The organism is Bifidobacterium parmae, from assembly GCF_002860365.1.
GTDB classification, from domain to species: Bacteria; Actinomycetota; Actinomycetes; order Actinomycetales; family Bifidobacteriaceae; genus Bifidobacterium; species Bifidobacterium parmae.
On record NZ_NMWT01000008.1, the window covers coordinates 33,370 to 57,153 of the forward strand.

At 67.7% G+C, this 23,784-nt stretch carries 20 protein-coding genes; 3 read left to right on the forward strand and 17 right to left on the reverse strand.

Annotation, left to right across the window (positions count from 1 at the left end; translation table 11 throughout):
- Positions 1 to 11: 11 nt before the first annotated feature.
- The 7 genes from Uis4E_RS03680 to Uis4E_RS03710 form a co-directional block, all read right to left on the reverse strand.
- A complete protein-coding gene (locus tag Uis4E_RS03680) occupies positions 12 to 2,096 on the reverse strand; it encodes a RecQ family ATP-dependent DNA helicase (RefSeq protein ID WP_243394311.1) in 2,085 nt (694 codons plus the stop codon).
- Between the two features lie 116 nt (positions 2,097 to 2,212).
- Positions 2,213 to 3,397: a cystathionine gamma-synthase gene (locus Uis4E_RS03685; RefSeq protein ID WP_101621913.1), complete on the reverse strand. Its 1,185-nt coding sequence runs from the start codon at positions 3,395 to 3,397 to the stop codon at positions 2,213 to 2,215.
- Positions 3,398 to 3,448: 51 nt separating this feature from the next.
- The gene (locus tag Uis4E_RS03690; protein WP_101621914.1) at positions 3,449 to 4,471 is read right to left on the reverse strand and encodes a pyridoxal-phosphate dependent enzyme; all 1,023 of its coding nucleotides are present in this window, start codon (positions 4,469 to 4,471) and stop codon (positions 3,449 to 3,451) included.
- A gap of 487 nt (positions 4,472 to 4,958) precedes the next feature.
- Positions 4,959 to 5,927 (reverse strand): hypothetical protein, encoded by a 969-nt coding sequence (locus Uis4E_RS03695; RefSeq protein WP_101621915.1) that lies wholly within the window; start codon positions 5,925 to 5,927, stop codon positions 4,959 to 4,961.
- Positions 5,924 to 6,958 (reverse strand): hypothetical protein, encoded by a 1,035-nt coding sequence (locus Uis4E_RS03700; protein ID WP_101621916.1) that lies wholly within the window; start codon positions 6,956 to 6,958, stop codon positions 5,924 to 5,926. The genes Uis4E_RS03695 and Uis4E_RS03700 overlap by 4 nt, the downstream gene beginning before the upstream one ends.
- Entirely contained in the window at positions 6,951 to 7,916 is a 966-nt protein-coding gene (locus Uis4E_RS03705; RefSeq protein ID WP_101621917.1) for an ATP-binding cassette domain-containing protein, read from the reverse strand. The genes Uis4E_RS03700 and Uis4E_RS03705 overlap by 8 nt, the downstream gene beginning before the upstream one ends.
- Entirely contained in the window at positions 7,913 to 8,281 is a 369-nt protein-coding gene (locus Uis4E_RS03710) for a GntR family transcriptional regulator (RefSeq protein WP_101621964.1), read from the reverse strand. Before Uis4E_RS03710 ends, Uis4E_RS03705 begins: the two co-directional genes overlap by 4 nt.
- A 255-nt stretch (positions 8,282 to 8,536) precedes the next feature.
- Between Uis4E_RS03710 and Uis4E_RS03715 the strand changes: the two genes are divergently transcribed.
- Complete coding sequence (locus tag Uis4E_RS03715) at positions 8,537 to 9,238, forward strand: DUF1206 domain-containing protein (protein WP_243394312.1); 702 nt, start codon at positions 8,537 to 8,539, stop codon at positions 9,236 to 9,238.
- A 22-nt stretch (positions 9,239 to 9,260) separates the two neighbouring features.
- Here the strand turns inward: Uis4E_RS03715 and Uis4E_RS03720 are convergent, their stop codons facing one another.
- From Uis4E_RS03720 to Uis4E_RS03740, 5 genes are all read right to left on the reverse strand, one after another.
- Entirely contained in the window at positions 9,261 to 10,046 is a 786-nt protein-coding gene (locus Uis4E_RS03720) for an ABC transporter ATP-binding protein (RefSeq protein ID WP_101621966.1), read from the reverse strand.
- Positions 10,047 to 10,114: 68 nt separating this feature from the next.
- On the reverse strand, positions 10,115 to 11,014 hold the full coding sequence (locus tag Uis4E_RS03725) for an ATP-binding cassette domain-containing protein (RefSeq protein WP_101621918.1): 900 nt from the start codon (positions 11,012 to 11,014) through the stop codon (positions 10,115 to 10,117).
- Complete coding sequence (locus Uis4E_RS03730) at positions 11,004 to 11,903, reverse strand: ABC transporter permease (protein WP_101621919.1); 900 nt, start codon at positions 11,901 to 11,903, stop codon at positions 11,004 to 11,006. The genes Uis4E_RS03725 and Uis4E_RS03730 overlap by 11 nt, the downstream gene beginning before the upstream one ends.
- Before the next feature lie 296 nt (positions 11,904 to 12,199).
- A complete protein-coding gene (locus Uis4E_RS03735) occupies positions 12,200 to 13,165 on the reverse strand; it encodes an ABC transporter permease (RefSeq protein WP_101621920.1) in 966 nt (321 codons plus the stop codon).
- A gap of 7 nt (positions 13,166 to 13,172) precedes the next feature.
- Positions 13,173 to 14,855: an ABC transporter substrate-binding protein gene (locus tag Uis4E_RS03740; protein WP_101621921.1), complete on the reverse strand. Its 1,683-nt coding sequence runs from the start codon at positions 14,853 to 14,855 to the stop codon at positions 13,173 to 13,175.
- A 297-nt stretch (positions 14,856 to 15,152) separates the two neighbouring features.
- Here Uis4E_RS03740 and Uis4E_RS03750 point away from each other — a divergent pair, with 297 nt between their 5' ends.
- A complete protein-coding gene (locus tag Uis4E_RS03750) occupies positions 15,153 to 16,415 on the forward strand; it encodes a hypothetical protein (protein ID WP_165784833.1) in 1,263 nt (420 codons plus the stop codon).
- 48 nt (positions 16,416 to 16,463) lie between these two features.
- On the opposite strand, the gene Uis4E_RS03755 is transcribed toward Uis4E_RS03750, so the two are convergent.
- On the reverse strand, positions 16,464 to 17,117 hold the full coding sequence (locus Uis4E_RS03755; protein WP_101621924.1) for a peptide deformylase: 654 nt from the start codon (positions 17,115 to 17,117) through the stop codon (positions 16,464 to 16,466).
- Positions 17,118 to 17,273: 156 nt separating this feature from the next.
- Positions 17,274 to 18,662, reverse strand: a complete 1,389-nt coding sequence (gene glmM, locus Uis4E_RS03760; protein WP_101621925.1) for a phosphoglucosamine mutase — start codon at positions 18,660 to 18,662, stop codon at positions 17,274 to 17,276.
- 355 nt (positions 18,663 to 19,017) lie between these two features.
- On the opposite strand from glmM, the gene Uis4E_RS03765 reads away from it, so the two are divergent.
- Positions 19,018 to 19,917 (forward strand): hypothetical protein, encoded by a 900-nt coding sequence (locus Uis4E_RS03765; protein WP_243394313.1) that lies wholly within the window; start codon positions 19,018 to 19,020, stop codon positions 19,915 to 19,917.
- 429 nt (positions 19,918 to 20,346) lie between these two features.
- On the opposite strand, the gene Uis4E_RS03770 is transcribed toward Uis4E_RS03765, so the two are convergent.
- The 3 genes from Uis4E_RS03770 to Uis4E_RS03780 form a co-directional block, all read right to left on the reverse strand.
- Positions 20,347 to 21,606, reverse strand: a complete 1,260-nt coding sequence (locus Uis4E_RS03770; protein ID WP_423734908.1) for an Nramp family divalent metal transporter — start codon at positions 21,604 to 21,606, stop codon at positions 20,347 to 20,349.
- Positions 21,607 to 22,007: 401 nt separating this feature from the next.
- Positions 22,008 to 22,769: an HNH endonuclease family protein gene (locus Uis4E_RS03775; protein WP_101621926.1), complete on the reverse strand. Its 762-nt coding sequence runs from the start codon at positions 22,767 to 22,769 to the stop codon at positions 22,008 to 22,010.
- Entirely contained in the window at positions 22,766 to 23,656 is an 891-nt protein-coding gene (locus Uis4E_RS03780; RefSeq protein WP_101621927.1) for an aldo/keto reductase, read from the reverse strand. Before Uis4E_RS03780 ends, Uis4E_RS03775 begins: the two co-directional genes overlap by 4 nt.
- Positions 23,657 to 23,784 lie beyond the last annotated feature (128 nt).

Genomic DNA, 23,784 nt, shown 5'->3' on the forward strand with positions numbered 1-23,784 from the left:
GCCGAAACGGCTCAGGCCGCGCCGCCGAACGCGGCGATCTCGTCCATGAACCGGCGTCCGTACGCCTGAAGCTTGCGTTCGCCCACGCCGGAGACGGCGAGGAACTGCGCGTCGGTGACCGGCCTGATGCGCGCCATGTCGCGCAACGACCGGTCGGAGAACACGATGTACGGCGGCTTGCCGATCTCCTGCGCGATGGTCTTGCGCAATCCGCGCAGACGCTGGAACAGCGCCTCCTCCTCGTCGCCCGGCACATAGGCGTCCGCGTCGACGGGGCCGTTCGTGCCCGCAGCGCCGAACACGGTGGAGGACGGCGCGCCGGCGGAGACGCCGAGCCGGCGCATCCGACCGCCGTCCGCCGCGCCGGCGCCGGAACGCCCGGCCCTGCGTTCCACGCGTTTGATCTCATAGCGGAAGTCCGGCGCGACCGTCTCCGCCGCCCGCGGGCCGAAGCCGACGATCGGCAGACGCCCGTCGGCGATGACGAGATGGCCGTCGGTGGCCATCTGGCTGAGCACGTCGCGCACCCGCGCCTCCGGCTCGTCCTTCAACGCGCCGAAGCTGGGCATGCGCTCCGGCTTGAGCCATGCGAGATCCTGCGCCTGCGAGCCGCGCAGGATCCTCACGATCTTGCCCGAGCCCACGCCGCGGCGCACCGGACGCGGCGTCGTCTCGCGCCCCTGCTCGTCGTGGTCGAACATCACGTCGTGCACGCAGCGGCTGATGTTGCGCGCGATGGCGGTCACGTCGATGGTGGTGAACGTGCGTTCGCAGCAGTTCGCGCACGCGCCGCACGTGGCGGTGCCGGCCACCGCGCCGGAATCGCCCGCAGCCGCCGGACCGTCCTCCTGCCCGAAGTAGCGCGTCATGTAGCGGTGGAGGCACTCGGTGGTGCGGCAGTAGCCGATCATGCCGTCGAGCAGGCGGCGCCGGTTGCGTTGCGCGGTCTCCTGCTCCTCGGGGGTCATGCGATCGTTGTCGTAATCCGAATCCAGCAGGCGGCGACGCGTGACGATGTCGGACTCGTTCCACAGCAGCGTGCACCGGCTGGGTTCGCCGTCACGGCCCGCGCGCCCGGCCTCCTGATAGTAGGCTTCGATGGATTCGGGCATGTTGTGGTGGATCACGTAGCGCACGTTCGACTTGTCGATGCCCATGCCGAACGCGTTCGTGGCGACGACGACCGGCACCCGGTCGGTCACGAAGTCGCGTTGCGCACGCCCGCGCGCGTCCGCGTTCATGCCGCCATGGTAGGCGACGGCGATGGGGCCGCGCTCCCCCGCGCCCATGCCGGGACGCTGCGGGACCGACTGGTTCAGCGTGCCGGCGAGCGTCTCGGTCTCCTTACGCGTGGCGCAGTACACGATGCCGGATTCGTCCGGATGCGCGACCACGTAGTCCACGATCCACGCGGCCTTGCGTTTGCGTTCCATGTTGATGACGTCGAAGTACAGGTTCGGCCGGTCGAATCCGGTGACCGTCACCTGCGGCGAGGCGAGGCCGAGCAGGCCGACGATGTCGCAGCGCACTTTCTCGGTGGCGGTGGCGGTGAACGCGCCGACGACCGGACGGCGAGGCAGGGAGCGGATGAAGTCGCCAATGCCGAGGTACGAGGAGCGGAAGTCCTGCCCCCATTGGGAGACGCAGTGCGCCTCGTCGACGGCGACGAGCGAGATCGGCGTATGCATGGCGAAATCATGGAACCGCCCGGTCTCGAGCCGTTCCGGGGCGACGTACAGGATCCTTACCTGCCCGTCCGCCGCCTGGGCGAGCACCATCGACTGTTCGTCCGGCGTCTGCGTGCCGTTGACGAACGCCGCCGCCAGACCCTGGTCGTTCAGCGAGTCGACCTGATCCTGCATGAGGGAGATGAGCGGCGAGATGACGACGGTGACGCCGGGCAGCAACGCGGCAGGTATCTGGTAGCACACGGATTTGCCGGCGCCGGTGGGCATGACGGCGAGCACGTCGCGCCCGCGGAGGAGCGCGTCGACCACGCCGTCCTGCCCGGGGCGGAACGATGCGTAGCCGAAATACCGTTCAAGCGCGGCCGAAGCCGCCGCACGCATGTCAGCCGTCTGTCCAGGTCCAGTCATGGTTCCACCATACATTCCCCATGGTGCGGCAACACACTTTCTCCACAACGGCGGAATACGGCCGTTTTGGGGCACCGCACCATGGGAGGTTCACCGCACCATGGGGAATGTGGGGCTCACAGCCGGGCCAGCGCCTGGTCGAGGTCGGCGATGAGGTCGTCGGCGTCCTCGATGCCGACGGAGATGCGGATCAGGTTGTCGGGAACCTGCAGGGTGGTGCCGGACACGGAGGCGTGGGTCATGGCGGCGGGCACCTCGATGAGGCTCTCGACGCCGCCGAGCGATTCGGCGAGCGTGAAGATGGCCGTATGGTCGACGAGGCGCTTCGCCGCCTCGGCGCCGGCGGCGAGCTGCACGGAGACGATGCCGCCGAAGCCGCCGTGCATCTGGCGCGCGGCGATCTCGTGGCCCGGATGGGATTCGAGACCCGGGTACCAGACGCGTTCGATCACGTCGGACGGCTGGGATTCGAGCCACTGCGCGACCTTGAGCGCGTTGGCGGAATGACGCTTGACGCGCAGGTCGAGGGTCTTCAGGCCTCGGATGTCAAGCCAGGAGTCGAACGGGGAGGGCACGGCGCCGGCCGCGTTCTGCAGGAACGCGACCTGGTCGCGCACGTCGGCGTCGTTGAGGACGACGGCGCCGCCGACCACGTCGGAGTGGCCGCCGATGTACTTGGTGGTCGAGTAGACGACCGCGTCGGCGCCGTCGTCGAGCGGATGCTGGAGCGCGGGCGAGGCGAACGTGTTGTCGACGACGACCTTCGCGCCGTGCTTGTGCGCGAGTTCGGCGGTGAGCGCGACGTCGGTGATGTTGAGCAGCGGGTTGGACGGGGTCTCGACCCAGATGTAGCGGTACGGCTTGGCGGCGAGCGCCGCCTCGACGGCCTGCGGGTCGGTGATGTCGACCACGTCGAGGCCGACGCCCCACGGCACGAACACCTTGGCGAGCAGACGGTAGGTGCCGCCGTACACGTCGTTGCCGAGGAGGATGTTGTCGCCGGGCTTCAGGGTGGAGCGCAGCAGCACGTCGATGGCGGCGAGTCCGGAGGAGAAGGAGAGCGCGTATTTCGCGCCTTCGACGGCGGCGAGTTGTTCGTCGAAGCTGGTGCGCGTCGGGTTGATGGAGCGCGAGTAGTCGTGGCCGCCGCGAAGGCCGAGCACGCCGTCCTGCTTGAACGTGGAGGTGGCGTAGATGGGTGTGACGACGGCGCCGGTGGTGGGGTCGGGTTCCTGTCCGGCGTGGATGGCGCGGGTGGCGAGGGCGGTGTCGGTGAACTGGGCGTTGTATGCGGCGGTCATGATGTGGTTACCTTTCGGTTGATGCTGTTGGGTTGAGGGAACGATGCGGGGTCACAGGTACTGTTCGGCGAGGGATGGCTGCGCGGTGCGGTCGACCACGTCGCCGTAGCCGTTGGCGCGCATCCAGTCGTCGTCGAAGATCTTCTCCAAATAGCTGCGGCCGGAGTCGGGGGCGAGCACGACGACGAGCTGGTGCTCGTCGAGGTCATGCGCCTTCGCGTACTTGACGGCGCTGGCGACGGCCATGCCGGAGGAGCCGCCGACGAGCAGCGCCTCCCGGGAGGCGAGGCGACGGGTCATCTCGAACGCTTCGGCGTCGTTCGCCTTGACGATCTCGTCGGGGATGGAACGGTCGTAGGCCTTCGGGTAGAAGTCCTCGCCGACGCCTTCGATGTCGTACTGGTGGACGTCGGCGGGATCGGCCGCGGAGTAGATGGAGCCTTCAGGGTCGGAGCCGACGACCACGACGCGCCCGTCGGACGCCTCCTTGAGGTACTTGCCGGTGCCGGAGATGGTGCCGCCGGTGCCGATGCCGGCCACGAAGTGCGTGACCTTGCCGTCGGTGTCGCGCCAGATCTCGGGGCCGGTGGTGGCGTAGTGGCTGGCGGGACCGTTCGGATTGTCGTACTGGTTGGGCCGATAGCCGCCGGGGATGGCCTTGGCGAGGCGTTCGGCCACCTGATAGTAGGAGCGCGGGTCGTCGGGGCCGGCGTCGGTGGGGGTGACGACCACTTCGGCGCCGTACGCGCGCAGCACGGCGCGTTTCGATTCGGAGACCTTGTCGGGCAGGGTGAAGATGGTGCGGTAGCCGCGCTGCTGGGCGACCATGGCGAGGCCGACGCCGGTGTTGCCGGACGTGGGTTCGACGATGACTCCGCCGGGCTTCAGTTCGCCGGAGCGTTCGGCCGCGTCGATGATGCGCGCGGCGATGCGGTCCTTGGAGGAGCCTCCCGGGTTCATGTATTCGATCTTCACGGCGATGACGGCTTTGACGCCGTCTTCGGCGGGGATGTGGTTGAGCCTGACGAGCGGGGTGTTCCCGATGAGGTCGGCGGTGCTGTTCGCGATGGTCATGATCGTCTCGTTTCCTTGTGGTTCGGGGGTTCGGTGGGGTTCAATCCGTTGTGGATGGAATGTCGTCGTCGTGAACCGGCGTTCCCCTGCGAGACGGTCTGAGTGTGCTGCGTTGGTCGGGATGCAGAGCGTCCGCGCGCCATGCGCGCGTTCGATGATGTTTCCTTCGCGGATTCCGTCAACAGTATCGGCACCCCCAACGTGCCAATACTCCACGCGCACGCCGGTATGGTTCTGCCCGTTTGAAATCCGAAACGAAAATCGCGGCGATTCCCCTGCCGCATTCGAATGCCCTGTCTCAAGTTATGCGTCACTGACCGTTCGCCCGGGGGCGTCGGTTAGCGACAACAACACAAGAGAATCTGCATGCCTCACACCATACCACCTCCCTCCCCGCCCGCGTGTCGCGGATGTCCGCATGACGGGAACGCCGCGGATTCCCAGTGAGGGAATCCGCGGCGTTCCAAGAATCCAAAGCCGTTTCGGTTCAGATCGCCCACCGCCGTGCGGCGTGGACCTCGCGCCGCATCGTGAGCCGGCGCGCGACGGCCACGCATACGGCGAACAGCGCCACCGCCTCGACGAATGGGATCCACGCGACGTACAGATGCCATTCGTTCCAGTTCGATCCGTATCGGACGACCTCGCCGGTCATGGCCTGCGCCAGCCATGCCAGCGTCACGGAACCGTTGAAGAGGAACAGCCGCATCGCCGCCACGTAGGCGACGACGACCGCGCCCACGGACAGCGCGAACCGTTTCACCCCTCCCGCGCACGCCCACGCGGCGGCCGCGCCGGCCAGCAGGCCCAGCGCCATGGCGGCGAGCATCAGCGCGAAGCAGGCCGCGCCCATGAACAGCCATCCGCCGGGGATGATGCCCGACACCTTCGCAGCGCCGCCCGTGGAGGCGGGCACATACTGCCACGCGTACAGGAACCGGTAGGAGAACGGCGTCTGGTAGAGGTCGTTGCCCCACCAGCCGTAGACCGGCGACGCGCCGGCCATCACCTCGGCGGAGCCCTGCCGGACGCGATCCGCCAACCCGTATTCCAGCACGGTCATCGCCACGGCCGACAGCGCCGCCGCGGCCACACCGCACGCGGCCGGCGCGACCGCCAGCGAACGCCGGTTCACTCCGTGGCACAGTTCCGGCCCCACGAACGCCAGGAACCAGATCAGGCCGGCGGCGAACAGCAGCAGTCCCGTCAATGATTCGACGTCGGCCGCGCCGGCGCCCAGCATGCCGTCGAGCGCGTACGGAATCCGCACGTGCCAGCGCCCCTGCATGGCGAGGTACCGCACGCCGCCGCCGATCGCGGCCAGCACGACGCCCACGCCGAGCACCGCCGCATACAGTCCCGCGCATCGCCGCATCATGACGTGCGTCTGCCGGCCGGTCCGATGCCGCCGCGCTTGCCGCGCCGTCTTCATCATCGTCGCGTCCATCGCGATCACCTCGTCTTTCCCTCGCCGCCGGCGGCCGCCGCGACGAACCGTATGGAACGGACCTCATGGCGCGACGCGAGTCGCCTCGCCACCGCCGCGCACGCCGCGAACAGCAGCACTGATTCGATGAGCGGCAGCCACGCGTACAGCATGGCGAGTTCCGCATGGCCCACATCGTATTCGTTGTACAGAGAGTCGCCTCGCGTCAGGCGTATCCACAGCGGGCTGAGCACGCCCACCCATCCGGACCATGCGGGGTCGCGCGTCGTCTCCATCCATGGGATCACCGCCAGCACGCCCGCGGCGTAGGCGGCGATCAGGACCGCGGCCGCGCCGACGATGCGCCGTATCCCGCCGTCAAGCGTCCACATGATCGTCGCTCCGGCGAGCATGCCGAGTGCCGTGGCGGCGATCATCAGCGCGAGGAAGATGACGCAGGCGAACAGGAGCGGCGGGAGTCCGGCGTGTCTGATGGCGGCGTACGGATCGCGCGGATTGAGGTCGTAATCGACCCACGCGTTCACGAACCGGTTGACGCGGCCCATCATGACGCCGTTGCCCAGCCAGCCGTCGACCCATCTCCAACCGTCGTCGGGCCCTTCCGCAATCCACGTGCCGCCTTCAAGACGCCCGGTCCGATACAGCCGGATGCTGCCGAAGTAGGTGCCGACATACGCCAACGGCACCAGCAGCACGGTCGAGACGACCGCCGTGAACGATCCGACGCCGCCGGACGTCGTGGCGAACGAACGCCGGGAGACGCCATGGCACAGCATCCGGTCGAAACAGCACGCATACCATGCGATCGCGCCGAGGAACAGCATCGTCGCCGTGAGCCGGTCCAATCGGAACGGCGAGACGGAGGCGCTGCCGGTCAGCGGATTGACCCACAGGAATCCGAGTCGCTGCGACGCCAGATACAGCCCCCACCGCATGGCCGCCAGCAGCAGGATCACGACGGGCAGCGCCACGGCCGCCAGCAGGCCGTCCCGTCGCATCGCACGGGATTGGACGCCGTTCGGAGGATGTCCGTCACGCATCGCGATCGCCTCCCGTCACGGCATCGGCGGAACCGTTCGCGGCGCCGTCGACCACCATGTCGTCCATTGTGCCGGCGACCGAACCCTTCCCCGCCGTGCCGCCGTCGCCGGTCACGCGGATGAAGTAGTCCTGCAGGCCGAGGCCGCTGACGGCGATGCCGTCGGGCACGTCACGTTCGTCCACGTGGCCGCGCACGGTGACGGTGGCGAGACGCCCCATGCGTTCGACCGCGACCGGCTGCAGTCCTTCCGCGTGGACGAACGCGTTCACGCGCGTCCCGTCGCCGACGAGCACGGTGGCGCGGGAGGCGACGTCGCCAGCGTCGAACGCGTCGACGACGCGGCCGTGGTCGAGGATGACGGCGCGTTCGACGACCTGCGCGACCTCGTCGATGATGTGCGTGGACACGACGATGACGCGCGGGCGTTCGGCGAACGATTCGATGAGGAACCGGTAGAAGCGTTCGCGGTTCGCCGCGTCGAGCCCGTTGACCGGCTCGTCGAGCAGCAGCACGTCGACGGGCAGGCACAGTCCGGCGACGAGGCGCACGATCTGACGTTGTCCGAACGAGAGACCTCCGTACGAGGCGTTCGTCTTGATGCCGAACGCGGCGAGCATGCGTGCGGCCGCTTCGCCGTCGATGCCGCCGTAGTAGCGGCCTTCGCGCTTCAAGAACGCGGAGACGCGCATGCCGAACAGGAACGGCAGCGTTTCGTTGACGAGGTGGATGCGCGCCTGCGCGTGCTCGTTGTCGCGCACGTCCTCGCCGTCGAGTTCGACGTCGCCGGACGTGGGCAGGAGCCGGTTGGCGATGGTGGCGAGCAGTGTGCTTTTGCCGGCGCCGTTGCGGCCGAACAGGCCGTGGATGCCCGGTTCGAGCGTGAGGTTCACGTGGTCGAGGGCCGGCGCGGACGCCTTGTGGAAAGTTTTGGTCAGGTCGTTGATGATGAGGCTCATGATCGGTATCCTCTGTCGATGATGTCCTTGAGTTCGTCGGCGCCGATGCCGAGCCGCTTCGCCTCGGCGGTGAATTCGCCGACGCGCGTGGTGAGGAATTCGTCGCGTTTGGCGTCGCCGGCCTTGCGCCGTGCGCCGGCGGTGACGAACATGCCGAGCCCACGGCGTTTCTCCAGCAGTCCCTGGTCGACGAGCAGGTTCATGCCTTTGAGCACGGTGGCCGGGTTGATCTTGTAGGTGGTGGAGATCTCCGTGGTGCTGGGCACCTGCTCGCCTTCGGCGAAGGCCCCGGAGACGATCGCCTCGCCCAGCTGCTCGGCCACCTGCCGGAACAGCGGCGTGGTCCCCGAAAAATCGAATCGCACGGTATGGCGCACCTCCTTGAAGTCGAACGAATGATCCGGTACAAGCAACCTTGTTGGTTCGTCGGTTAGTTACTTGTGTAACTAACCATATAACCAATCGCCTACGGCGTCAATCCCGACATGTCCGCAACGACACACCGAATCGCCCTACCGTCATCGGTGATATGGTTATTGATAGTCAATCAATATCATTACCGATACATAGGACGATGTCTTGGCCCACATGCCCGCAAGATTGGCCGAAAGGAGGCAGCCATGCTGTTGCGCATCGATTCGACGAGACTCCGATATCTGCTCGAACGACGAAGAGAACGAATCGGATTCGGACACCGGGAAACGCATCTGGCCGCGGTCGCGGAAGGGCTGTTCCTCATACTGACCACGTGTACGACGTCCATGGGCATATGGTGGCGGCTCGGATTCACCGCAATCGCAGTCGCGGTCACCGTATACGCCGTAGCGTCCACTATCATTACTTGGAGCAAAGGCTACAATGCCGGGAATCTGTACAGGGAGCTGATCGATTTGGACCGCACGGAGATACGAAGCAGCATCATCGCCGTCAACGACGGCAACCGGTACCTGCTCTACCACGACACCGGCTGGGACTGCGACTTCTTCCCCAACCATGCGACACGCGACGACGAGTCCGAGAACCTTCGCACGCTCGCGGAATACCTGTCACGCGGATTCGACATCCCGCAGTCGGATTTCACACTTACTCGTGTGGGCGGCGAATCCCATGAGAAGTGGTCGGCGGAACATCATGAGACACGATTCTATGATTACGTTCTCTATAAGGCGGACATCACGCGCATGCCCGACGCTTGGAAGGCCGACCGGTTCCACGTGGATTCCAAGGATTGCCGTTGGATGACCGTGGACGAGATGCTCGCCGACCCGCGCATCCGCGAGATCAACGCCGACGTGGTGGGCATGGTCAAAGCACGGCTGTGAACCTGCCCGCCGCCGCGAAACGCTACAGCGAGGCGGCCTCGATGAGGCGGCGCGTGTAGTCGGACCGCGGCGATCCAAGCACCTGCGCGGTGGGGCCGGTCTCCTCGACGCGGCCGTCGTGCAGCACGAGGATGCGGTCGGCGATGTGCTGGACCACGCCCAGATCATGCGAGACGACGATCAACGCCGGACGGTCACCCCGCCCGCCGCCGGTCCCGGAGCCGTGCACGATCGACTGCAGCGTCTCCAGAATCCGCACGCGGGCGGCCACGTCGATGGCGCTCATCGGTTCGTCGGCGAGGATCACCTTCGGCTCGTTGACGATGGCGCGTGCGATGGCGACGCGCTGCGCCTGCCCGCCGGACAGGTCGCACGGGTAGCGGTTCAGGAATTCGCGCGGGTCGAGGCCGACGCGCGCCAGCGCCTGCACGGTCTTCGCACCCACCTCGTCGAACGCGTAGCCGAGCGCGCGCCGACGCAGCCACAACGGTTCGGACACGGAACGTTCCACCGTCCACCGCGGGTCGAGCGAGCCGTACGGGTCCTGGAACACGATCGACGATTCGGCGCGTAGGGCGCGCATGCCGGCGGAACCATGCGAGACCGGCTCCCCACGATACGCGATCTCACCGGAATCGGCGGCGCCGAGTCCCAGCATGATGCGCGTCAGCGTGGTCTTGCCGGAACCGGACGCGCCGATCACGGCGAGGCACTCCCCCGCACGCACCTCGGCGGACACGTCGAACAGCACCTGGCGACGGGCCGGACGCGCGAACAACCGCGTCAGACCGCGCAGTCCGGCGTGCATGTCGCGCGACGCGAACGACGCGTCGATGTGACGGGCGGCGAGCAGCGGCCGGGATTGGATCGGTTCGGTCATCGTTGTACCCCCTCGGTCGGCTTCACCGCCGGCTCCCCCTCACCGGAGACGCGACCGGATGCGTCGTCGCGCAGCGTGAGCATGCGTGCGGCGGCGACGAGTTCGCGGGTCGGCGCGGCCTTGGGCGCGGCGAGCAGGTCGGCGGTCGCGCCGGATTCGACGATGCGACCGGCGTCGAGTACGTAGCAGCGTGTGGTGGCGCGTTGCAGCACGGCGAAATCATGGGTGATGAACAGCATGGACGCGCCCGCGTCGTCGACGAGCGAGACGAGCAGGTCGACGATCTGGCGTTGCGTGATCGAGTCGAGCGCGGTGGTCGGCTCGTCGGCGATGATGAGACGCGGCGACGTGACGAGCGCCGCGGCGATGCCGACGCGCTGCCGCTGCCCGCCCGAAAGCTCATGCGGCCGTTTGAGCAGCACGTCCTGCGGCAGACCGACCTTGTCGAGCATCGCCTTGATGCGGTCCACGCGTTCGGCGAGCGTCAGATCGTAGTGCAGGTAGAGCGGCAGTCCGACGATCTGCGCGACGGTCATCACCGGGTTGAGCGCGCGCGTCGGATTCTGGAACACGACGCCCACGTATCGCCCGCGCAGGTCGGCGAGCGTGCGCTCGTCCGCATACGTCGCCGCCGGTCCGCGACCGCCGCGGGCATCGTCGACCCCGTCCCCGGCGGCCCCGGGCGCGAGGACCGCGGTATCGCCCATCGCGATCGCGCCGGACAACGCCGCCTCGCGCGGCAGCAGTCCCAGCAATGATTTCGCGATCATCGACTTGCCGGAGCCGGACGATCCGATGAGGCCGACGCGCTCCCCATCGCCGATACGCAGGTCCACGCCGTGCACGATCTCCTTCGCGCCGAGCGCGACGTGCAGACCGAAAATCTCAACGGACATCGGCAGCCTCCTTTCGACCGGCGTCACGGAGCTCCCGACCGGCGTCGTGCGGGACCGTCGTCGCGGCCATCGCACGCAACGCGGGATTCGCGACCGGATCGGCGGCGTCGCGCAGCGCGTCGCCGAACAGGTTCAACGCGACGACGACGAGCGTGACGACGAGCCCCGGCCACAGGACGGTCAACGGGAACACGTTGATGAGTTTGACCGACGTGGCGAGCGAATGTCCCCAACTCGGCACGCCCGCGCCGACGCCCACACCGAGATACGTGAGTCCCGCCTCGGCAAGCACGGACGTTCCGGCGGACATGGACAACTGCACGGCGAGCACCGGCGTGATGTTCGGCACGATGTGCCGAACGAGCACGCCGAAGCCGCCGGCGCCGTTCGCGCGCGCCGATGCGACGTACTGCGAGCGTGCGGCGAGCAGGGCGGCGGGCCGCGCGACGCGGGCGAGGTTCAGCCCGTAGGCGATCGAGCAGGCGCCGACGACGACCGCGGCGGACGCGCCGAACGGCACGGCGAGCAGGAGCGCGATGAGCACGGTGGGGATGGAGATGAGCGCGTCGACGACGGCGACGGAGATGGAGGCGAGCGCGTTCGAGCGCGCGACCATGAGCCCGACGAGCAGCAGTCCCAGCGCGCCGGAGCAGACGACGGTGAGCGCGGCGATGGCGAGGTTCGTGCGCGAACCGGCCATCAGCCAGCTCAGTACGTCGGCGCCGGTGCCGTCGGTGCCGAGCCAGTGCGCGGACGACGGCACGGCCCACACGTGGTAGCCGTCGGTCTCCAGCAGCGGCCGCGGCGTCCAGAACAGCGAGACGAACGCGACAACCAGCCAGATTCCAAGCATGACGAGCGCATAGCGTCCGGTGCCGCGCGACCACATGGTCCGCGCGGTTACGGCGATGCGCCGTGAGACCACCCTCCGGCGCTGCGCGCCACCTCCCGCCAGCGGGAGGCGATTCCCGGTGCCGGCCGGGGACTCGGATGCATCGCCGACCGGCATGTTCCCCCCGTCCCCGCCGGCGGAAACCCCGTCACCGACGACAGACACGTTTCCCCCGCCCCCGCCGGCGGAAACCCCGCCACCGACGACAGACACGCTCTCCCCGCCCCCGCCGGCGGGGGCTGTCGTCGGAGACGACTGGGGGTGGTCAACGGCAACGATCCCACGCATGTCCATCATTCCTCCTCTGCGGCGAGACGCGGGTCGAGCGCGCGGTGCGCCAGGTCGACGACGAGGCCGAGCGTCAGGAAGAACGCGGCCAGCAGGAACAGTTCGCTCTGCACGGCGACGAGATCGCGGTTGCCGACGTCGCCGACGAGCAGCGCGCCGAGTCCGGGCAGGGCGAACAGGTTCTCGATGACCATCACGCCGGTGATCATCGAGGCGAACGTCAATCCGACGACGGAGACGAGCTGCGGGGTGGCGAGGCGGAGTCCGACGCGCAGCAGCGCCTGCGTGCGCGTCATGCCGCACGCCATGGCCATGTCGACCGGACCGCCTTCCGCGGCGATGTCCTCCAATGCGGCGCGCGTGTAGCGCATGATGCCGGCGGCGGCCACGAATCCGGTGGCGAGCGCGGGCAGGATGAGCGAGGCGAACGCGCTTCCGGGCGCGCCCGTCCAGCCGTCGGCGGGGAATCCCTGCGAGGGCAGCACGCCCAACAGACCCACGCCCTGGCCGAACAGCAGGAGCAGGAGCAGGCCGCTCCACAGGGCGGGCACGGCGCCGCCCGCGATGGCGAGCACGTGGAAGAATCCGCGCAGGCGCTGGTTTCTGGTGATGACGGCGGCGCAGCCGAGCGGCAGTCCGACGGCGAGCGCGACGATGAGGCTCATGACGATGAGCGGGAACGTGATCGCGGCGCGCCGGCCGACCTGCGCGGCGACCGCGCGGCCGGTCAGCGCGGACATGCCGAGGTCGCCGTGCAGGAGTCCGCCCGCCCAGTCGAGGTATTGGACGGGGTACGGGCGGTCGAGGCCGAATTCGGCGCGCAGTTCGGCGACGCGCGAGGCGGTCGCGTTGGTGCCGGCCATGACGACGGCCACGTCGCCGGGCAGGATGCGCAACGCGGCGAACACGAGAACGGAGATGCCGAACAGCGCCGCGGCGAACAGCAGCAGCCGTCGTATCACGAATCGCATCGATGACTCACTTCTCGTAGGTGATCCGCCACAGGGGCAGCACGGTCTGGCTGAGGTTCTGCGGGAAGCCGTGGACGCCCTTCGCGTAGGCGATGGTGACGCGCCAGGAGAACAGCCAGTCGTCGGGCGCGTCCTCGGAGACGATCTTCGCGGCCTTCGCAAGGTAGTTCGAGGCCTGCTCGTCGGTGGTGGCGGCGAGCGCCTTCGCGTACAGGTCCTGCACCTGCGTGTTGTCGTAGTGGTAGTAGTAGCTGGGCGTGGCCCACTTGTAGAAGTCGTGGCTTTCGGCGTGGTCGACGAGGGAGAGCTCGTAGTCGCCGTTGGTGTGCACGTCCTGCAGCCAGGTGGAGAATTCGACGTAGTCGATCTTCAGGTCGATGCCGATGGGCTTCAACTGGCTTTTCAGCTGGTCGCCGAGCTCGGTGCCGTACACGTTCGCGTAGGTGAGGGTCAGCTGCAGCGGCTTCGACTCGCTGTAGCCGGCCTCCTTCATGAGCCGCTTGGCCTTGGCCGCGTCGTGCGGGTAGACGCCGGTCAGGTCCTCGTAGCCGGGGTCGACCTTGGGGATCGGGCCGCCGAGCTTCGCGTCGACGCCGCCGCGCGAGGCGATGAGCTGCTTGTGGTCGATGGCGTATCGGATGGCCTGGCGCACGCGCTTGTCCTTGAGTTTGGCGTCGGTCATGTTGAACGCGAGCACGAACTTGTCGGAGCCGTCACCGGCCTTGACCACGTAGTCGGGGTTGTCGCGGAACAGTCCGGCGAGGGTGGCGGTGATCGGCGAGAGCACCTGCACGTCGCCGCTCTTCAACGCGTTGATGCCGGCGTTGTCGTCGGGAAGGAACCGGATGATGACGTTCTCGGTCTTCGCCTTGTGCGCGCTTCCCCAGTACTTCGGGTTGGCCTTGAACACGATCTTGTCGCTCGGGTCGAAGGATTCGACCGTGTACGGTCCGGAGCCGAGCGCGCCGGTCTTCTCGTCCCAGGTCGCGTCCTTGTCGTAGACGAGGCCGGGGCGGCCGGTCAGATACCACAGCATGTTCGAGTCGGGCGCGGAGAGCGTGAGCTTCACCGTGCGCGCGTCGACGGCCTCGGCCTTGTCGAGGTTGGCGACCTGATCGTAGTTGTAGTACTTCCTCGCCTTGAGTTCGTTGATGGACCAGGCCACGTCCTCGGCGTCGAGCGTGTCGCCGTTGGAGAAGTTCATGTGGTCGTTGAGGTGGAACGTGTAGGTGAGCCCGTCCTTGGACACGTCCCAGCTTTTCGCGAGGCCCGGATGCACCTTGTTGTCGGAGCCGCGGGAGACGAGGCTTTCGTACACGTTGCCGATGAGGATCTGTTCGAGCGCGGAGCCGGACTGGTGGCGGATGTCGAGGTTCACGGGGGCGAGCTTCAAGCCGATGGCGACGGTGTCCGCCGTCTTCGCGCCGCCCGCGCCGTTCGCGCCGTCCTGCTTGTTCGTGAAGAACGCGTTGACGCCGACGACGAGCGCCGCGACGACGATGACGGCGATTAGCGACCACAGCCACGCCTTCGACTTGCCGCCTCCCCGTCGTTTCGATGATTTCGCGCGGCCTTCGAGGCTCGCGTCGGTGCTGGCCGCGCCGGTCGTGTCGCCATTCGCCGTGACGTCTTTCTCCGCCTTGTCGCTGGTTGCGCCGGCTTCGCCGTGCACACCGTCATGCTGGGACATGCAATGCTCCCTTGTCGTGGCGCACGCGTTCGCGGGCATGCTTGCGCCCCGCGAATCCACGCGCGTGAATCGTGATGAATCGTCGGTTGACCGCCCGTACGGGTCGATCACCGCGTCCCACTATAGACCACACGGGAGTCCGTCGCGCGCGCATCCGCCGCCCGGCCCGTCCCGTTCCCCCACGGAATCGCTCCGAGGCACCTGCTCCCGCAGACCGCGATGGCGTTTGCGCGGATACGGCGGTATGCTTAAGGGAGCCGCATCGTTCAACGAGGACACGGCAAGAAGGGGACCGACATGAGCCAGCCATATCCGCCGCCACAGTATCCGTCACCGCAATACCCGCAATATCCGGGCGGACGGTATCCGCAGTATTCCGGCGGCCCGGGGTATCCGGGCGGACCGCAGTATCCGTATGGGGGCGGTCCGATGCCGCCGCGCCGCCCCCCGCGCAAAAGCAACGGCACGACGGTCGCCGTGGTCGCGATCTCCGTGGTCGTGGTGGTGATCCTCGCGATCGGTCTCGTGTTCGCCGGCATCGCGTGGAAGGTGAACGCTGTCAGACACGATCTGACGAGCGCCGTCGAGAACGGCTACGGGAGTTCGGGGGACTCCGGTTCGGGTTCCGGCGGGTCGGGAGGTTCGACGGGCGGCGGCAGCGACGACGGCGGTCTGCCGGACGACGGCACGGACATCGTCCCCTGCTCCGCTTCGGAGCAGTACGCTTCGTACACGCAGCTCGTGAACGACACGTACGACAAGTACGAGCAGAAGATCGAGGCAGGCACGATCTTCAACGATCTGAACCTGCCCGCCACGCAGGAGTCCGCCGACTACGTCCACGATTTCATGATCATCCTCACGGACCGCAAGTCGGCGCTGCGGTTCGGCTGCGAAATCACCACGAGCGTGGACGAGCTCGACGACATCTACGAGACGAAGTCGGGCGAGGTGAAGGAGCTGGAACGCAAGCTCAACGCGCATGAGGACTTCGGCATCACGATCCGCATCAAACGTTCCGACGGCTCCGTCTACGAGTCCGACGGCGGCGCACCGCCGGAGCAGACGATCGCCGACGTGGAGAACGCGATCCGCGCGGTGCCGGTCACGGCCGGCGCCGACGGCACGTATCTGGGCGTGGGAGAGAGCATCGTCAAGGCGGCCGGACTGTCCGCCAACTACGATTTCCAGCAGATCTACCAGTATTGCTCGCGTACCGGCAGCGACGAATACACGATGGCCGCGTTCTGCGCGGCGAATCCGCGCGTGATCTACGTGAACCAGGCGCATGCGGGCTACGCGTCCAACATCACGACCCCGTACTACGCGGACGTGATCAAGCATGAGATGGGCCATGCGCTCGTCTACCAGCAGTGCGGCACGACCCGCCCGCCGGTCGGCGTGAACGGCGAGGCGCTGGCGAACAGCTACGCGCTCAAGTATCTCGGCGGGAACCGGGAGAACCTGCAGCGCAACACGCAGGACTTCCCGGAGTACACGATGTCGGATGCGAGCGACCAGGCGGCCGAGCGCATGCACAACAAGCAGTGCACGGGCTGACCGCCCGGACCCGCGGCCATGGGCCGGCCATAACGGCCGGCCCATAGGTCACAGCTCGAAGCCGAGCTCCTCGGCGGCCGCGGTCGGCACCGGGTCCTCGCACCAGAAGTCCTCGAGGTTCTCCGTGGTGGTGAGGGACCGGATCTCCGCCCGGTCGATGTAGAGCTCGCCGCTCAGATGGTCGGTCTCGTGCTGGAAGATGCGCGCCGGCCAGCCGTGCAGCCGCTCCTTGTGGTGGGCGCCGTCCTCGTCGTCCCATTCGGCGTCGATGTCGAGCCAGCGGCGGCGCACCGCCTGGTAGCCTTCGAAGCTCAGGCAGCCCTCGTAGAAGCTGGCGGTCTTCTCCCCCGCCGGCGTGTACTTCGGGTTGATGATCACGTGGAACGGGAATTCGGCGATCTCGCGCGGATCGTCCTCGTCGTCGCGCACATGGTCCTCGACGACGGCGAGCGCGAGGCCGAGCCCGATCTGCGGGCCGGCGAGGCCCACGCCGGGCGCGTCGAGCATCGTCGTGCGCATCACGTCGATGAGCTTGGCGAGCGTGCGCTTGGACAGCTGGCCCGTGTAGGCGGCGCATTGGACGCGCAGCACCGGCTCGCCGGCTTCGACGATCGGCAGGATGCCCTCCTTGCCGCCGGATCTGATGAGTTTCTCGACGTCGCGGTTGAGCGCGAGGTCGACCTTCGTGTTCTTGCCGAACATTTATCTGTCCTTTGCCGCTCCCGCTGGCGGGAGCTGTCGAACGAAGTAAGACTGAGGGTGGTTCGGTCTCCTGCCTCGGACCACCCTCAGTCAGCCTACGGCTGCCAGCTCCCGCCAGCGGGAGCCAGGGGACAGCGCGGCATGATTATCGGATGACTACAGGGCGAGTTCGTCGGCGACGACCTTGGCGAGGCGCTCGCACACCTCGTCGGCCTGCTCCTGCGTGGCCGCCTCGGCCATGACGCGCACGAGCGGCTCGGTGCCGGAGGGGCGCAGCAGCACGCGGCCGGTCTCGCCGAGCAGCTTCTCCTCGCGTTCGACGGCGGCCTGCACCTTGGCATTGGTGGTGGCGGCCATCTTGTCGACGTTCGGCACGTTGACGAGCGTCTGCGGCAGCTGCGGGAAGTCGGCGGCGAGCTCCTTGAGGCTCTTGCCGGAGCGGACGACCTCGTTGCACAGGGTGAGGGCGGTCAGCGTGCCGTCGCCGGTGGTGGCGAACTCGCGGTTGATGACGTGGCCGGACTGTTCGCCGCCCAGCGTGTAGCCGCCGCGCAGCATCTCCTCGAGCACGTAGCGGTCGCCGACGGCGGTCTGCACGGTCTTGATGCCCATGTCCTTGAGGGCGAGCTTGAGGCCGAGGTTGCTCATCACGGTGACGACGAGCGTGTTGTCGGCGAGCTTGCCCGCCTCCTTCTTGGCGCGCGCGAGGATGCCCATGATCTGGTCGCCGTTGACCATGTTGCCGTCCTCGTCCACGGCGAGGCAGCGGTCGGCGTCGCCGTCGAACGCGACGCCCATGACCGCGTCGGTGGCCTTGACCATGGCCTGCAGCTGCTCCGGGTGGGTGGAGCCGGCGTGCTTGTTGATGTTGTAGCCGTCCGGGGAGGCGTTGATGACGATCACGTCGGCGCCGGCGCGGCGCAGCGCCTCGGGGGCGACGACGGAGGTGGCGCCGTTCGCGCAGTCCGCCACGATCTTGAGACCGCGCAGCGGCTTCGGCTGCGTCTTGTCCGGGTTGAGCGGGGCGATCGACGAGACCAGATGGTCGATGTACAGGTTGGTGGCGGTCACCGTGTCGTGGCTGACGCGGCCCACGCCGGCGCCGGTCGGGCGATCCCAGTCCTGGCCGAGCACCGCCTCGATCTCGTCCTCCTTCGCGTCGGGCAGCTTGAAGCCGCCGCGCGCGAAGAACTTGATGCCGTTGTCGGGCATCGGGTTGTGGGAGGCGGAGATCACGGCGCCCATCTCCACGTTGAGCACGGAGGTGAGGAACGCGACGCCCGGCGTCGGGATGATGCCGGCGTCGATCACGTCGAAGCCGCCGGCCGCCATGCCGGCGGACAGCGCGGAGGCGAGGAAGTCGCCGGACACGCGCGTGTCGCGGCCGACGAGCGCGCGGCGGCGTCCCTCCGGCTGGTTCTCGTCCTTCTGGCCCGCCTTGCCCAGCACGCGCACGGCGGCGTCGCCCAGGTCGAGCGCGAGACGCGCGGTCAGATCACGGTTCGCCAATCCGCGGACACCATCGGTTCCAAACATCTTCGGCATTGTTCTGCATCCTTCATTCGAATATCCGGACATCCTCGGGGCGTCGCGCGGCGCACGCCGCAGGACGGACACGCGCGGGCGCGCCCCGTTACCCTGCCCCATGGTAATCGGCGTGCGCCGGCAAATCACCCGTTTCGTCCGATTGCCGCCCAAATCGGCCACATTCGGCGTGCGGCGTGACGCCCGCGCCCGTCCGGGACGTTACGCCGCCACATCAGGGCGAGTCTCCCGCCACATGCGAATCGCAACATGTGAAGATTCACGAGAGCGCCGACCACATCGCCGTGCACGCTTGCGCCGCACTTCCCCTCATCGTTACCGTCGATTCATGGACAATGGACCGGATCACATCATCATGGCGAACGCGGCGGCGAGCATGACGGACGATCTCGTGCAACGCCGACGCGACACCATCCGACGATGCACCGAAGCGGCGACGGCGGCAGGCCGCCGGCTCATGTTCGGCATGACCACCTCGCTCATGCTCCAATCCGTGCCGCTTCCCGCCACATGCGACCTCGACACGTCGTTGCTCCACACCGTGTCCAGCACCAAACGACGCCGCACGCGCAGACGCGGCATCCCGACGCAGCCACACGTCTGGCGGGCGCTCGCCGACACCGAACCGGTGCGCATCAACCGGCACGTCTATGCACTGGACCTGATGCACACATGGGCGCAACTCGCACCACACGTGCCGTTCGAGGAGCTGATCGCGCTCGGCGACGCGATCGTCACCGCGATCGCACGCCGATCCCCATCGAGTCATGGGCGCACCGCGACACAGATACGCGACGGCCTTGCCGCATTCGCCGCGGGATTGCCCGCGTTTCGCGGCAAACGCGCATGCGTCGCGGCCTGCGGCCACATCATGGCAGGCGTGGATTCGCCGATGGAGACCCGCAACCGCCTTGCCCTGATACGGCACGGCATCCCCTGCCCGGTGCCCGGATACACGGTACCGGGCATGACGTTCGCCAGCGGCGCGCCGATGACGCTCGACATGGCATGGCCGGAGCAGCTCGTGGCGGTCGAATACGACGGCGACCAGCATCGCACCGACAAGAACCAATGGCGACGGGACACCGAAAAACGCGACCGGCTGCTCGGCCACGGGTGGATCATCCGTGTCGCCACGGGCGCGACGATGGCCAACGCCGACGCGAGGGCGGAGCACGCGTTCGGCGTGGCGCGATCGCTGATGCTGCGCGGAGCCGAGTTCACGTTCCACCCGGTGGAGCGGCCGCTGCGGTGAGGCGCTGGTGCGGGGGTGAGTACTGGTGCGGGGTGAGGGTGAAGTGCTGAGGCGAGTGAGGTGAGTGAGCTTGTCCCTCGGCACAGATATCAGAGAAATTCGTGTCGAGGGACAAGAAATCTTGCCCCTCAATGAAGATTACGAATGATTCGGCATCTAGGGACAAGTCCGAGCATCATGGCCTGTGAAGGAGAGCAGAGAATCGTTGGAAAATGGCGGTTTTTGAAAAAGTGATCCCGCCGACCGCACGGAATCCGTGCCCCTCGGCGCGGAATGTGCCTGATTGCGCGTCGAGGGGCGAACTTTCTTGTCCCTTCACGCGGATAATCATCCATTCCATGCCGAGGGGCACAGATCTTGCCCCGTCCCTTGCCCCTCGACGGAGATTCCGAATGATTGAGCATTGAGGGGCAAAACCGCACCGCACCGCTACGCCACGCCCAGCAGCGTGAGCACGATGAGCAGCACGTTGAGCGCGACGATCAGCGCGGCCACGGCGATGAACACCGCGTGCTTGATCGGGCCGTCCACGTACTTGCCCATGAGCTTCTTGTCGTGCGTGTAGCGCAGGAGCGGGATGATCGCGAACGGGATGCCGATCGAGAGAATCACCTGGCCGATGACCAGCGCCTCGGTGGGGTTCGGCGCGAACCACAGCACGATCAGCCCCGGCACGAGCGTGACGATGCGGCACGCCCACATCGGCGCCTTGATGCGCAGCAGCCCGTGCATGATCTCCGAGCCGGCGTAGGTGCCGACCGACGTGGAGCTCAGCGACGAGGCGAGCAGGCCGATCGAGAAGATCGTGCCGATCACCGGGCCGAGCACGCTGACGATCGCGTGCTGCGCGCCGCTGATCGAATCGGTGCCCTTCATGCCGTACAGCGAGTTCGCGGCGAGGATCAGCAGCGCGAGGTTCACGGTGCCGGCGAGCACGAGCGCCCAGAACACGTCGATCTTCGAGCCGTGCAGCAGTTCGCGCGTGGTCGGCCGTTCCTCGCCGCCCGCGTAATGGTCGTTGACCAGCGTCGAATGCAGGTAGATAGCGTGCGGCATGACGGTCGCGCCGAGCATCGAGGCGGCCATCAGCACGGAATCACGGTTCGAGAACCGCGGGATCAGGCCGCCGAGCACGTCGGCCGGCGCGGGAGGCGCGATGAGCAGGCCCGCGATGAACCCGAACGTGATGACCAGCAGCAGCGCGATCACCATCTTCTCGAACAGGCGGTGCGTGCGCCCGCCCTCGAACATGAGCAGCACGGTGGAGACGATGCCGATCACCACGCCTCCCGCGAACAGCGGCAGGCCGAACAGCAGGTTCAACGCGATCGCCCCGCCGATGAGCTCCGCCAAGTCGGTGGCGATGGCGATCACCTCCGCCTGCATGAAGAACATGAAGCGCCCGGCGTCGCTCATGCGCGAGCCGAGCAGTTCGGGCAGCGAGCGCCCGGTCACGATGCCGAGCTTCGCGGACTGGTATTGGATGAGCACGCTCATCGCGTTCGCGACGACCAGCACCCACATGAGCATGTACCCGTAGCGTGCGCCGGAGGTCACGTTCGCGGCCACGTTGCCCGGATCCACGTAGGCGACGGCCGCCACGAACGCGGGTCCGAGGATGCTCGCGAGCGAATGGCCGTGGTGGGAGGCGCCCGCCTCATGCCGGGCCCGCTGGCGTTCCTTCTCCAACTCCGATTCGACGCGTTCCGGCCCACCGGCCTTCACGTAGTCGCGGTGCTTGTCGACGCTGTGCCGGCGTCCGTAGCCCTTGCCGGCGGAGGTGCCGGGCGCGACGCGCACCGCGTGCCCGCGCCCGTAGCCTCGCCCTTGCCGTCGCGCGTTCGCGACGGTCGGATCGTTCGTCGCCGCCGCGCCGTCCACGACGCGATCGTCGTTCAGCGCCTTGCGCGCCGTTTCACCGCGCGTATCCCGCGTCTCGCGCGCTCCGTCATCCGCAATACCGGTATCCTGCACTTGCCGCACTCTCCCTCGCGATTACCGCATGATCACCGCACACCGGTATAGCGCACCCATGTTGCGCGGCGCAACCCGCCGGCCGGAGTCATGCCGGAGTCCGTCTCAAGTCCGTCTCACTGGTCGGCGGGGACGGCCTGGCCGGGGCATGTGTGGAGGACGGCGAGCATCGCGTCCTTTTCGGCGGACGTGACCGTCAGGCCGTATTTCGATTTGACGCCGATCTGCCGTGCCACGTAGTCGCAGCGGTAGGCGCCGTTCGTCGGCAGCCAGTACGCGGCGGACGCGGACCCCTTCTCCTGATTGGCGGGGCCGTCGACCGCGAGCAGATTGTACGGATCGTTGCCGTAGCGGTACCGTTTCGCCGTGTCCCACTCGCGCGCGCCCGACTGCCACGCGTTCTCCAACGCGACCACATGGTCGATCTGCACGGCGGCGGACGTCGTCGCGCCGCGCGTGAACCGTATCGTCTTGCCGGTGTACGGGTCGTCGAGCGTGCCGGACGCGACCGTGCACGCGTACCGGCCGGTCGCGCCCTTGAACGTGACGTCCTTCAAGTCGCGGGCGAGGACGTCTTCGCGGATGTCGCAGCCGTTCCCGTCATCGTCGGTCTCGCGGTAGCCGAACGCGTCACGGCTGTAGCCGGACGCGTTCGGATCGTCGTCGACGGCGAGCGTGGCGAGCACGTCGGCAGCCTGTCCGGTCGCCGCCCGCTCGCCGGTGATGCTCGCGACGGTCGGGCTGATCTCCGGCAGGCCGAGGCCGACCGCCGCGCCGACGAGCGCGGCGAGGATGACGAGGATCAGCACGCGCTCGACCAGCCGCTCCGCGCTGAAGCGGCGGCGACGGAACCGCGCGGGATGATGACGGCGACTCACGCGTAGGTGAAGGTGAGGGGGTCGTGGCCGGCGCGGGTGGGGCCGTCGAGCGCGTCGATCGCGGCGTGTTCGGCCGGTTCGAGCACGAAGCCGAACAGGTCGAGGTTCTGACGCTGGCGGTCCGCGTGTACGGACTTGGGGATGATGATCGTGCCGTTCTCGATGTGCCAGCGCAGGATCACCTGGGCGGGCGTGACGCCGTGCGCCTCGGCGATGCGCTCGATCGTGCCGTCGCCGGCGTTGAGGTCGGCGCCGCGGGCCATCGGCGAGTACGCTTCGACGGCGATGCCGTGCGCCTTGCAGAAGGCGACGACCTCGCGCTGCTGCCACGTGGGGTGCAGTTCGATCTGGTCGATGGCCGGCCATTCGCCGGTCTCCTCATGCAGCTTCTCCAGATGCTCGGGCAGGAAGTTGCACACGCCGAGCGTCTTGACGCGGCCCTCATCGCGCAGCTTCGTGAACGCCTTCCACGTCTCGCCGCTACGCCAGTCGAACGGCGTGGGCCAGTGAATCATGTACATGTCGACGTAGTCGACCTGGAGTTTGGCGAGGGAGTCGTCAAACGCCTTGAGCGCGGAATCGTAGCCCTGCTGGGAGTCGCGCAGCTTGGTGGTGAGCCACAGGCTCTTGCGCTGCTCGCCCGTGTTGTAGCCGGTGGCGGCGAGCGCGCGGCCCACGCCCGCCTCGTTGTTGTAGCCGGCGGCGCCGTCGATGTGGCGGTAGCCGGCTTCGAGCGCGCTTTCGACGACGGGCACGACGCCTTCGTCGTCGATGCGCAGGACGCCGAGGCCGATCTGCGGGATGAGATGCCCGTCGTTGAGGGTGACGAGGGGCGTGTGGAAGGTCTTGGGGGTGCCGGTGGCCGGGGTTCCGGGGGTGTTCGTCATAGTGGTTGTCTCCTTATCCGTCTTCCTCATCATAGGTGCCGTCGCCGCCGTTACCACAAGTGCCGTGGCCCGCGGGAGACGGGGCGCACGGCACTTGGTGATGTCACAGTGATGTCATGGTGGCGTCA